The following is an 11,351-nucleotide window of genomic DNA, read 5'->3' as shown; positions in this document are numbered from 1 at the left end:
GATTTGAAAATTTCGTTAAAGGGTTCTGCGATTTTATCAAGTCAAAAATTGAAAAAACTAATTTTTAGAACCCACCTTAAGCAGATAGTAGGAAATGAAGTATTGCTTAATGACGTGTTTGTTGATAATGCAGTAATGCAGGATTTGTATTTATTTTATTTTGCCATGAATTATATTGAAGAAGGTAGCGATAAGTCGCTTAAGTCACTTCAGGTATTGGCATTGGAAGGGATGGTTGAGTACTGTACCAACTCCTCAAATAAACTTAAAATGACTAAAGAGTTGAAGGAGATTCAGAAATTGATTAATGAGGGAACGATAGAGCAGAGTATTGAAAACTCCGCTCTAATAATTTCGGCTTAAGCTATTTGAAGTTTAAGTTGATTTCTAATATTTCTGGTCTGTTTCCGGTTCTAACAGGCGGACCCCAGGTTCCAAATCCAGTACTGACTATAAAATGACTATCACCTTTTTGAAGGTAGCCTTTGCTAAGTTCGAAGATGCGTTGTGTTACATAGCCAAATGGCCACAACTGTCCATGGTGTGTATGGCCAGATATTTGAAGGTCGATTCCTGCAGCTTGTGGTATTTCAAGATTGTAAGGCTGGTGGTCGAGCATAATCATCGGTTTAGATTTATCTAGCGCACTAGTCAATTCGTTAACCTCCTTTCTGCTGCCACTCATTCGGCTTTTATCACGGTCTTCTCTGCCAATGATGTAAAAGTTATCCTGAATTAAATAAGAGCTATCGCGGATAACGACCAAACCATGTTCTTCGAGATATTTTACTGATCGCTCGGCTCCTCCAATATATTCGTGGTTGCCGGTTGAGGCGTAAATACCTAAAGGAGCTGACAGTTTTTTGAGACTTTCGCCCAGATTTTGACGTATAACGGGACCAACATCCTCATCAACCACGTCGCCTGCAAAAAGAATAATGTCGGGCTTGAGTGCATTAATTGATTCAACCAGTTTATAGGTTTTTCGTGGGCCAATAATAGTACCCAGATGAATGTCTGAGGCGGCAACAATCTTTAGATTCTTTTTTCCTTTAACAATTTTGTTAATGTCAATGTCGTATTTGTTGATTTTTGGATGCCAGGCATTTAAGAAACCTCCAAGTATAATCAGTGTTCCTACAGAGGCAATGCCGATTCCGGTATATAGTTTAAGGTTGTTAAATGCTTCGGTTCCCGATTTTGGTAAGAAATGTAAAAAGTAATTTAGCATTCGAACTAGATCAGTAGCAAATATTAAGATGGTAAAGTATAGCATGCCAGCAAACCAAAATGCACCTATCCAGTGTAAGGTGTTTGAAACGGGCGAATACCAAATACGTTCAAGAAATCTTCCGGCTGGGTACGAAATAACTAAAACCAGCATCAAAAAGCTGAAAGCTATTTTTAACGAGGGCATTGTAGTAAGCCATTGTGCACCTCTATGGTATATGTAATAATTAACAGCAAAATGAATACTTAATATAATGCCAAGGAATATCAGAAATCCAAAGTTTTTCATCAGAATTGAGTTTTGTTATAATTCGGACTTAAATGTAAGCATCGAATATTCAGATACTAAATAATATTGTATAAAAGTGGGAAAATTACGTTTGAACTATTTATTTTGGATGCTGTTTGGTAAATGAACACATAACAATATACGTACATATGGATAAAATCAAATATTTAATAATGGTTGGCGGAACATTGATTTTGCTTGGTATTATTTTTAAGGTAGTAGGCCTTGAGGGACCTTGGGCTGCCATTAGTTTTGGTGTTGGAGGTACCTTAAAAATACTATATATGATTTTAGGAGTTCGTTCCGGATTGGTTAAAGTCGGCTCCGAAATTGCTCTTTTAATAATTGGCTTAGCTTTAATATTTGTTGCAGTATACTTGCGTAAAACAGAACAACTTTTGCATATGTATGCCTGGTTACTGACAGGAGGTGTGGTCATTAAAACATTATTTGTTATTCTTTTTATCAGAAAACAAAAACGATATAGAAAAGAATTGGCTGTTGAGTAATTTTCCTATTAGATTTGAAAAGTGTATGTTTATACACAAATCTAGTATGCGGATATGAAAAAAAGTCTTTTAATTCTCTTTCTGACAATTGTTTGTGGAGGACATCTTGTTGCTCAAACACCTGTTGTTTATAAAGAGTTGAATATTGATCCTCGTTACTGTTTGCAGATTAATAGTTTTGAAGTAGCTCACAGTTTGGATGAATTGAAAAAGATACCTTTAAAATACAATGCCGATTGTGAGTCGATTGATTTTGGTAAGATCAATTTCGTAAAAAAGAGTGTAGTCGTTTGCAGTCAGTATGTGCGTAATGGTAAATCAGCCATTAAAACAACGAAGGTTGAGGTGCTGCGTGATGACAGAAATAAACGTATTGAAATTTACTTTGCGTCATTTGGTACAACGCAGATTCAGCGTCAGGGAAAAGTATTTGAAAATCGTAAATGGCTATTGCTGCCTAAGTTTCCAGAGAATTATAAGGTAGATGTTCACTATGCCTTAAAAGTAGTGGAGCCATAAGGATAAAAGATAATAAAAAATAGAGGCGAGCAGAGTGCTCGCCTTTTTTGGTTTATTTTCCTTGTGATGCATTTGTTTTAATTGCATCCATTATTTTTACTTCAAGCTCTTCTGCTAATTCCGGATTATCTTTAATAACCTCTTTAACAGCTTCGCGTCCTTGTCCTAATTTTGTTTCACCATAGCTAAACCATGAGCCGCTTTTTTTAACAATGTTCAGTTCAACGCCCATGTCAAGTATTTCGCCAACTTTTGAGATTCCTTCGCCGTAACGAATTTCAAACTCAGCTTTCTTAAAAGGAGGAGCAACTTTGTTTTTAACCACCTTCACACGAGTGTGGCTACCAACTACATTTTCACCATCTTTTATCTGTGTTACACGACGAATGTCCAAACGAACAGAAGCATAGAATTTTAGAGCATTACCACCTGTGGTTGTTTCAGGGTTACCAAACATTACGCCAATTTTTTCTCGTAACTGGTTGATGAAGATACAAGTGGTATTTGTTTTGTTAATGGTAGATGTTAATTTTCTAAGTGCTTGCGACATCAATCTGGCTTGTAATCCCATTCTTGAATCACCCATGTCACCTTCAATTTCAGCTTTCGGAGTTAGCGCTGCAACCGAGTCAATAACAATAATATCAATGGCTGAAGAACGAATCAATTGGTCGGCAATTTCAAGTGCTTGCTCACCATTATCGGGCTGAGAAATCAACAGATTTTCAAGGTCAACACCTAACTTCTCAGCATAAAAGCGGTCAAAAGCATGCTCGGCATCAATAAAGGCAGCAATACCACCAGCTTTTTGAGCTTCAGCAATGGCATGAATTGCCAGCGTTGTTTTACCCGATGATTCTGGTCCGTAAATCTCAATGACTCTACCGCGCGGAAAACCACCAACTCCCAAGGCCATGTTTAAAGCAATTGAACCCGTTTGAATGACTGGTATATCTACAACTGCCTCATCATCCATTTTCATGATGGTTCCTTTACCATAGGTCTTGTCGATTTTCTCCATGGTTAGCTGAAGTGCTTTCAGCTTTTCTTTGTTCACATTATTGTCTTTCTTATCTGCCATTATTTTATTTTTAAGCTGTTTCTTCTTATTAGGGTTGTCTCTTATAATTCAAGCTCACCAAGTATTTGGTTGGTGTGGTCCTTAGTTTTTACCTTTTCAAATATTTTAATAATCACACCTGACTCATCAATGATGAAGGTTTTGCGTAATACGCCCATGTACTCTCGGCCATACATCTTTTTTAAGCCCCAGGCGTCGTACTGCTGCAGTATTTCCTTTTCAGTATCTGCAATAAGGTTAAAGCGAAGGCTATGCTTAGTAATAAACTTTTGATGGGATGCAATACTGTCGGGGCTCACTCCAATAACTTCAAATCCTTTGGAGGTTAAATCATCATAACTTTCACTTAGGTTACATGATTCGGCAGTGCAGCCAGGTGTATTGTCCTTTGGGTAGAAGTATAAGATTATTTTTTTTCCTGAAAAATCATTTAAACTAATCTCTTTTTCATCTTGATTGAGGCCTTTAAATACAGGCGCTTTATCTCCTTCTTTAAGCATCTTTATTGATTTTAAGGTGAATAGACCAGGTTGGTTCTGCCACTATTCGTATTTACAAATATAATTTAAATAAGAACGATTAATATTGTGCATGGTTCAAAAGTTATTAACAGTCATCGAATCAGTACTATGTAAACATAAAAAACGTGGAAGTATGAATTTATAGTTTAAGAGAAGAAGGATTTGACAGGAAGGCGTATTTATTTTAATTTTCAATGGTGAATTAGTAAATTCTCTTGTAATGTTTAATTTTGGGACTTTATAATTCACCAGAAACATACTACCTGATGCATAAAATACGGTTCATAGCATTAATTCTATTTGTAATTCAACTTGGATTATCTGAGTTAAGCTTAGCCCAAAATAAGACTTATACAGCCAAAGAAGCACTCGTTTTATTTAAAGAAGGCAATTACCTTGATGCCGAAGAAGCTTATCGTTACTTATTGAAAAAATATGATCGTGAAACCAAATACAACTACTACTATGGTATTTGCTTGCTTCAAAACAATAATGATATTTCGCAAGCTGTTAAACGTTTGAAGTATGCTGCTTTAAAAGGAGTAAGTCGCGATGCTTATTATTATTTAGGACGTGCTTATCAGTTAAGTTATCAATTTGAAGAGGCCATAAAGCAGTACGAACGTTTTTTGAAATACGCTTCAGCCTCTGACATCAGAAATGAAAAAGCCGAGAAATATAAGATAGAAAGTGAATTTGGACTTCAACAGGCAGCTAAGGTCTATCATTTAGATGTTTATAGGCGTGATACGATTCCAAATGAAAATATATTAAGTGTTTACCATCCAGCTGAAGATGTTGGCAGAGTGATTCATAATAAAGAATTTTTTGAATCAGGATTGGATCCTAACGACATCCTTTATCAAACAGAGAGAGGTGATGAGGTTTATTTTTCATTAAAAAAAGAAGGGCAGCGAAACCTGCATAAAATGGAAAAACTGCTTGATGGTTGGAGTGAAAGTAAGGCCTTGTCAGGTATTAATTCCGATTCAGATGATTGTTACCCATTTGTGGTAATCGATGGCTCAATCATCTATTTTTCATCCAATAAGCCTGGAGGATTGGGCGGATATGATTTGTATAAAGCTAATTACGATGCCGATAGTAAATCATTTGCTAATCCGGTTAATATGGGTATTCCATTTAATTCACCCAAAGATGATTACCTGTTTGTAGCCGATGAGTTTAACAAATTAGCATGGTTTGCTTCCAATAGAGAAACGAACGATTCAATATTAATCGTTTATAATATTAAGTGGGATGATTCGGTAGTTCGTAATTTTGTTCAGGATTTAAATGATGTTCGATCTGTGGCGGGTTTATCTCTTTCTGAAAATGGCTTAGCAAGCACAGCACAAGGAGGTGTTGTTGAAGTAAAGAAATCAGAGTCGGAAGCCCAGTTTCATTTCGTTGTAGCTGATACTTTAGAGTATAGCCAATTAAAGCATTTTAAAAGTGATGAGGCTAGGCGACGTTTTGTTGAAGGGGAAACCATGGAGTTTCAAAAGGATAGCTTATCCATGTTGATGAAACAAAAACGTGTCGCTTATGCACGTACTAATTCAGAAACTGAACGCTCCATGTTGGTTAATGATATCTTATCAATGGAAAAGAAAGTGTACGGACTTGATGAACAGATTGAACGTAGTTTTTATCAGGCTCGTGTGCAAGAGCAAAATAAAATCAAGGAATTGGTTGCCGCTGGGCGTTATTATTCGAATACGCAAGTGAAAGTAGAAAAGAAATCAGAAATTGACTTTGAAGATATCTTCATTCCTGATGAATACACTTTTTATACCGATGATGAGTTTAAAAGAAGGCTCGATGAGTTGGAGAAAATGTATGCTCAACTTTTTAATGAAGATGAGATCGGGCAGTTACATTATGCTGATTCTCTTTACGTGTGGGGTAATATTCTTAATTTAGAATCTTCTAAGCTGTTAGAAGAAGCCAATGATGCACCGGCTGAATCTGAGTCAGTTATTTCAGTAATTCGCAATAAGGATAGTGTAAATGAAGACTTCACAGTTCAATCTCAGGTTTTTAAAGCGAAGGAATTGAAGTTGACGGCTTTGAAATTGTACCATGAATCATTAAACAATAAGTTTCAGATTTATGATGAAAAGCTACAGCAAACAATACTATTAAATACAACGGCTGATTTAGCATTTTTGCAAGAAATGCAAAGTGAAAGCAAAGAATACTTCAAGGAGGCCATGGATATGATTGCACCGATTAATGGTTTTGATGTTATTCGTTACGAAAAATCTGGTGCCATCAAACGCACAGGCGTCAATGTTCAAGAAGATGGCTTGATTCAGTATTCGGAAATGCAGAAGGGTGCGGTTCAGCAGAAACAGGAAAAGAAAGCGACAGTGCCCAAAACCTATCAGGAATTACAAGGGGCAGATGTACTTGAGCCAGAGCCGGCCAAAGTAGTTGAACACGCATTTAAGAAGGTTGAGTCAGAATTGGTTTATAAAATTCAAATAGGTGTATTCAGGAATGAACCAAACGCACAAGCTGTTGCCAAAATTCCACCAATATCAAAAGTAGGTATTTCGAATAAAGATTTAACCAAGTATTTTGCAGGAAAGTATCCATCATATACTGAAGCACAAAAGGATATAATAAAGGTTCAGGAAGCCGGATTTGCAGGTGCCTTTATCGTGGTTTTTAAAGATGGTAAGCAAATTAATTTAACCGAAGAACTCAAGGAGTAGAAATTAGTTTTTCACAAAAAAATATGGTTAATTTATAGAAACTTTTAAGATATGGTTTCATTTGGTAAACGAAGCGAAGAGCATAATATGAAGGGCAACGGTAACGAAATACGTACGCTGACACTTCATAATGATGATGAAAATTCTTTTGACCACGTTATTGATGCACTATGTGATATTTGTGAACATGATGCTATACAGGCAGAGCAGTGCGCCTTTTTAACGCATTATACTGGTTCATGTCAAATAAAGTCAGGCAATATAGATGATTTATTAGCGCTCAAAGAGCAACTGTCTGAAGAACGTCTTTTAGTTACAATCCAATAAGTATATGTCAGCACTTGTTATCGTTTTAATAATCCTTTTAGGTTTATTCCTTTTTATTCTCGAATTTTTTGTTTTTCCAGGAGTTACAATCGCCGGGATTGGTGGCCTGATTTTTACAGCAGGTGGAGTATTTTTAACATATCAGGGATATGGTAGTATGTATGGCAATATTGCTTTGTTTAGTACCTTATTTGCCGGTATTTTAATGCTTGTATTGTCTTTTCGATCTAAAACATGGAATCGCTTGATGTTACACACTAATGTTGATGGTAAAGTGGAAACTGTTGAAGAAAGCAATATTCATGTAGGTGATGAAGGAACAGCCGTTACTCGTTTAAATCCAATTGGTAAAGTTATTGTTAACGGTGAAGTTATTGAAGGGAAATGTCCGGGGCATTTTGTTGATGAGAACACCATTGTTGTTGTTAAAGAAGTATTTAAAACATATATAATTGTCAAACCCAAAATATAAATAAATGGAGTTAGGTCCTATTTTTTTGATAGCAGCGGTCATTGTCGTTGTATTCTTATTCATGTATTATGTGCCAATCTTACTTTGGTTTTCAGCTTTAGTGTCAGGGGTGCGAATTTCGTTAATACAACTTGTATTAATGCGTATTCGTAAAGTGCCTCCGGGTGTTATTGTAAGGGCATTAATTGAAGCCTCTAAGGCCGGATTATCGGAAATAAAGCGTGATGAATTAGAAGCGCATTATTTAGCTGGTGGTCATGTCGAGCGAGTTGTTCATGCGCTGGTATCAGCTGCAAAAGCGAATATTGAGTTGAATTTCCAGATGGCTACAGCTATTGACCTGGCCGGGCGCGATGTATTTGAGGCGGTACAAATGTCTGTAAATCCGCAGGTGATTGATACTCCTCCGGTAGCAGCTGTTGCTAAAGACGGTATCCAGTTAATTGCGAAGGCTCGTGTGACAGTTCGTGCTAATATCAAACAATTGGTTGGTGGAGCAGGAGAGGAAACTGTATTGGCACGTGTAGGCGAAGGTATCGTGTCATCTATTGGTTCTTCAATATCTCATAAAGCGGTATTAGAAAATCCTGACTCAATCTCAAAAGTTGTATTAGAAAAAGGATTAGATGCCGGTACAGCATTTGAAATTCTGTCAATTGATATTGCTGATATCGATATTGGTAAAAATATTGGTGCCGGATTACAAATTGATCAGGCCGATGCAGATAAGAATATTGCACAAGCTAAAGCTGAAGAAAGAAGAGCGATGGCTGTTGCATTAGAGCAGGAAATGAAAGCCAAAGCTCAGGAAGCACGTGCAAAGGTAATTGAAGCCGAAGCAGAAGTTCCTAAGGCTCTTGCAGATGCTTTTAGGAATGGTAATCTGGGAGTGATGGATTATCAAAAGTATAAAAATATTGAAGCCGATACGGCCATGAGAGACTCAATTGCCAAGCCAGGCAGTAAGCCTCCGAAAAAAGATTAATTTTTTTTAAAGCTACCTGAGGGTAGCTTTTTTTTTGACCAATAATTAGTTAGGCGAGTTGAACGAAATGGAACGAATAAAATGTGTTCAATTTTTTCATTTTAATTTTGGAGGTTTAATTCTATTTGCTACTTTTGCAATCGCAATCGCAAAGGGGGCGCAGGATTGGAGAGCTAGAGCGATTGTTTCTCTTTAAAGAAAGGGATGAAAAAGGAGAGTTGGGTGAGTGGCTGAAACCACCAGTTTGCTAAACTGACGTACGGGCAACCGTACCGGGGGTTCGAATCCCCCACTCTCCGCAAAATTTTGAAATTCATTATTCGGGGTGTAGCGCAGTCCGGTTAGCGCACCTGGTTTGGGACCAGGGGGTCCCAGGTTCGAATCCTGGTACCCCGACTACAAAAGGAACTTAATTTAACTAAGCTCCTTTTGTTTGAAAATGAATTTTACATATTGAATTACTCGGGGTGTAGCGCAGTCCGGTTAGCGCACCTGGTTTGGGACCAGGGGGTCCCAGGTTCGAATCCTGGTACCCCGACTACTTAGAGTTTATCTAAGACTAAAAGCTCGTAAATCGTAGGATTTACGGGCTTTTTGCGTTTTTCTCATATTGTTTAATAGCAATATAATTCATATTTCTCGCGACCTATTCGGTGACCTCTTATTATTCTTATCTTTATATTTTATGTTGTGTAACTATCAGTGTATCAATATTTAAATTGGTTCAATTTGATATATTTTAACATTTTTTAAGTGACCCAACTAGGTGACCTCACTTTCTATTTAACCAGTAGGTCACCTAGGTTCTGTAAGTTGTTGTCTGATAGTCTGTGTGAATTTGGTCAAAATATTATTGAAATGTTAAATGAGTAATAAATGTATATTATGATACTGTAATGAAGAGTCTAAAATATGCCATCTAAAACCAAATAAAATGAGAGAGAAAGGAAATACACTAGGAGTTGGCTTTATTGTTAAGAAAAATAAAGGTAAAAATGGAGAAGCTCCACTTTATTTGAGGATAACAGTGAATGGAAAACGTGCAGAGTTATCAATGAAAGTTTATGTAGGTGCAAATAAATGGGATTTTGGCAAAAGTACGTATGCTGGTTATTCAAATGAAAGCAAACGATTAAATACACAATTAGAGCAAATAAAAGGACATGTGATAGAATGTTATCATCAGTTGCAAGCTAGGAGAGAGGTCATCACGATTGACACTGTGAAGAATCTTTACTTAGGTATAGAGAAGTCTGAATTTACCTTGATGAAGCTCTTTGATTATCACAATGAGGAAATGAAAGAAAGCTTGCGTTGGGGGACTCTAAAAAACTATTTTACTACCCAGAAATATTTTAAGAGGTATCTCATAAAAATACTGTTCGTTCGTGATATTTCTTTATCACAATTAAAGTATGGTTTTTTAACTGGATTTGAGAAATTTATGAAGGAATCAGAATCGATTAATCCTGATAAACCATGTAACCACAATACCATAATGAAGCACATAGAGCGGCTTAAAAAGGTTGTGAATTTAGCAGTGCGAAATGAATGGTTAGAAAAAGACCCGTTTATGCAATTTAAACCATCATTCATTAAAAATGATATTGCATTTTTGAACCAACGAGAATTAGTAAATATTGAGAATAAACTATTTTTAATATCTCGTTTAGATTACGTTCGTGATTTGTTTGTTTTTAGCTGCTATACGGGCTTATCCTATTCTGATGTGTATGCATTGTCCAATGAAAATATTCAACTGGGGATTGATGGGGAAAAATGGATTGTAACAAATCGGATAAAGAATAACCAACAAGTACGTGTTCCGATATTACCTAACGCAGAATCAATATTAGAAAAGTATAAGAATAATGCTAGAGTGAAAATCACAGGTAAGCTACTTCCGGTGTTTTCAAATCAGAAAATGAATTCATACCTAAAGGAGATTGCTGACGTATGCGGAATTGAAAAGAACCTTACTTTTCATGTGGCTAGGCATACTTTTGCCACGACAATAACATTGAATAATGGTGTGCCGATTGAAACAGTTTCAAAGCTTCTAGGACACCGAAGTATTTCGACTACTCAAATATATGCACGAGTTATCGATACAAAACTTAGTCAGGATATGAAGCGGTTAAGAGAAGTGTTGCCTAAAAGAAGCTATTGAATTATTATTGCACCATATAAAAGTGATAGTCTAAGGAATGTGACCAATTATTAATTTAGGTTCTGTAATTAAACAGGAATAACTACTAATAAATGAGACTCAAAAATATTATAGAATCATGCCTTTTATGCATGCTACCGACAGGATTTCACTCTGTCATTTATATTGTTAGAAATCAATCTATTAAAGCGCAATAAAACTAATAGGTATAGATAAAGTCACTTCTGATTTTATTCCTTGTAAAAGTACTCAATAATTGTGGATTTGTAAACGTTAATACCTTATTGATTGCAGTTTATTTAATCAATACGATTACTAACTAATATTAATGAGTTGTTCGTATTGTATTGTTTTATAAGTTCATATGTTAGATGGGACTTTTTATTGAGACTTTTAGTATGAGTTTTTTTACTGGGAATAGTGGATTGGTTTTAAAGATGCAAGAATTAATTCATCATTTGTGAAGTTTGAATGGTGTTCTGTTATTGCAAAACGATATTTTGCGTTATAATGTTGTAATTAAAT

11 protein-coding genes and 3 tRNA genes are annotated in these 11,351 nt (G+C 36.0%); 11 read left to right on the top strand and 3 right to left on the bottom strand.

The genetic code is table 11. From position 1 onward, the window contains the following. On the top strand, window positions 1-363 hold a 363-nt coding region (locus JIV24_RS09365), incomplete at its 5' end, for a hypothetical protein (RefSeq protein WP_234445770.1). 1 nt (window position 364) lies between these two features. Here JIV24_RS09365 and JIV24_RS09360 read toward each other — a convergent pair. After that, on the bottom strand, window positions 365-1,519 hold the full coding sequence (locus tag JIV24_RS09360) for a metallophosphoesterase (RefSeq protein WP_200464769.1): 1,155 nt from the start codon (window positions 1,517-1,519) through the stop codon (window positions 365-367). Window positions 1,520-1,668: 149 nt separating this feature from the next. Here JIV24_RS09360 and JIV24_RS09355 point away from each other — a divergent pair, with 149 nt between their 5' ends. After that, on the top strand, window positions 1,669-2,028 hold the full coding sequence (locus JIV24_RS09355; protein ID WP_200464768.1) for a hypothetical protein: 360 nt from the start codon (window positions 1,669-1,671) through the stop codon (window positions 2,026-2,028). A gap of 54 nt (window positions 2,029-2,082) precedes the next feature. Beyond that, the gene (locus tag JIV24_RS09350) at window positions 2,083-2,547 is read left to right on the top strand and encodes a hypothetical protein (protein WP_200464767.1); all 465 of its coding nucleotides are present in this window, start codon (window positions 2,083-2,085) and stop codon (window positions 2,545-2,547) included. Between the two features lie 52 nt (window positions 2,548-2,599). On the opposite strand, the gene recA is transcribed toward JIV24_RS09350, so the two are convergent. Both recA and bcp read right to left on the bottom strand, forming a co-directional pair. Then, the gene (gene recA, locus JIV24_RS09345; protein WP_200464766.1) at window positions 2,600-3,628 is read right to left on the bottom strand and encodes a recombinase RecA; all 1,029 of its coding nucleotides are present in this window, start codon (window positions 3,626-3,628) and stop codon (window positions 2,600-2,602) included. A gap of 41 nt (window positions 3,629-3,669) precedes the next feature. Then, window positions 3,670-4,128, bottom strand: coding sequence for a thioredoxin-dependent thiol peroxidase (gene bcp / locus JIV24_RS09340; protein WP_234445769.1), 459 nt, complete (start codon window positions 4,126-4,128; stop codon window positions 3,670-3,672). 287 nt (window positions 4,129-4,415) lie between these two features. Between bcp and JIV24_RS09335 the strand changes: the two genes are divergently transcribed. From JIV24_RS09335 to JIV24_RS09300, 8 genes are all read left to right on the top strand, one after another. Beyond that, window positions 4,416-6,872 (top strand): SPOR domain-containing protein, encoded by a 2,457-nt coding sequence (locus JIV24_RS09335; RefSeq protein ID WP_200464765.1) that lies wholly within the window; start codon window positions 4,416-4,418, stop codon window positions 6,870-6,872. Window positions 6,873-6,923: 51 nt separating this feature from the next. After that, the gene (locus tag JIV24_RS09330; RefSeq protein ID WP_200464764.1) at window positions 6,924-7,199 is read left to right on the top strand and encodes an ATP-dependent Clp protease adaptor ClpS; all 276 of its coding nucleotides are present in this window, start codon (window positions 6,924-6,926) and stop codon (window positions 7,197-7,199) included. Window positions 7,200-7,203: 4 nt separating this feature from the next. After that, window positions 7,204-7,671 carry an NfeD family protein gene (locus tag JIV24_RS09325; protein ID WP_200464763.1) on the top strand — a complete coding sequence of 156 codons (468 nt, stop codon included), beginning with the start codon at window positions 7,204-7,206 and terminating at the stop codon, window positions 7,669-7,671. Window positions 7,672-7,675: 4 nt separating this feature from the next. Further along, window positions 7,676-8,656, top strand: coding sequence for a flotillin-like protein FloA (gene floA / locus JIV24_RS09320; RefSeq protein WP_200464762.1), 981 nt, complete (start codon window positions 7,676-7,678; stop codon window positions 8,654-8,656). Window positions 8,657-8,868: 212 nt separating this feature from the next. Further along, window positions 8,869-8,955, top strand: a tRNA-Ser gene (locus JIV24_RS09315). Window positions 8,956-8,977: 22 nt separating this feature from the next. Beyond that, window positions 8,978-9,052 (top strand) — tRNA-Pro (locus JIV24_RS09310). A gap of 67 nt (window positions 9,053-9,119) precedes the next feature. Next, window positions 9,120-9,194 (top strand) — tRNA-Pro (locus JIV24_RS09305). Between the two features lie 396 nt (window positions 9,195-9,590). Continuing rightward, window positions 9,591-10,826 carry a site-specific integrase gene (locus JIV24_RS09300; RefSeq protein ID WP_200464761.1) on the top strand — a complete coding sequence of 412 codons (1,236 nt, stop codon included), beginning with the start codon at window positions 9,591-9,593 and terminating at the stop codon, window positions 10,824-10,826. Window positions 10,827-11,351: the final 525 nt, after the last annotated feature.

Source organism: Carboxylicivirga marina (genome assembly GCF_016612505.1).
Lineage (GTDB): Bacteria > Bacteroidota > Bacteroidia > Bacteroidales > Marinilabiliaceae > Carboxylicivirga > Carboxylicivirga marina.
The sequence above is the reverse complement of the archived record's forward strand: the minus strand, read 5'-3'. Positions and strand labels throughout refer to the sequence as shown.

What these genes read in the sequence shown, in the direction of transcription:
- recA (WP_200464766.1), bottom strand. Translation starts at nt 3,628, where the DNA reads ATGGCAGATAAGAAAGACAATAATGTGAACAAAGAAAAGCTGAAAGCA.
- floA (WP_200464762.1), top strand. Translation starts at nt 7,676, where the DNA reads ATGGAGTTAGGTCCTATTTTTTTGATAGCAGCGGTCATTGTCGTTGTA.
- bcp (WP_234445769.1), bottom strand. Translation starts at nt 4,128, where the DNA reads ATGCTTAAAGAAGGAGATAAAGCGCCTGTATTTAAAGGCCTCAATCAA.
- JIV24_RS09355 (WP_200464768.1), top strand. Translation starts at nt 1,669, where the DNA reads ATGGATAAAATCAAATATTTAATAATGGTTGGCGGAACATTGATTTTG.
- JIV24_RS09360 (WP_200464769.1), bottom strand. Translation starts at nt 1,519, where the DNA reads ATGAAAAACTTTGGATTTCTGATATTCCTTGGCATTATATTAAGTATT.
- JIV24_RS09335 (WP_200464765.1), top strand. Translation starts at nt 4,416, where the DNA reads ATGCATAAAATACGGTTCATAGCATTAATTCTATTTGTAATTCAACTT.
- JIV24_RS09330 (WP_200464764.1), top strand. Translation starts at nt 6,924, where the DNA reads ATGGTTTCATTTGGTAAACGAAGCGAAGAGCATAATATGAAGGGCAAC.
- JIV24_RS09350 (WP_200464767.1), top strand. Translation starts at nt 2,083, where the DNA reads ATGAAAAAAAGTCTTTTAATTCTCTTTCTGACAATTGTTTGTGGAGGA.
- JIV24_RS09300 (WP_200464761.1), top strand. Translation starts at nt 9,591, where the DNA reads ATGAGAGAGAAAGGAAATACACTAGGAGTTGGCTTTATTGTTAAGAAA.
- JIV24_RS09325 (WP_200464763.1), top strand. Translation starts at nt 7,204, where the DNA reads ATGTCAGCACTTGTTATCGTTTTAATAATCCTTTTAGGTTTATTCCTT.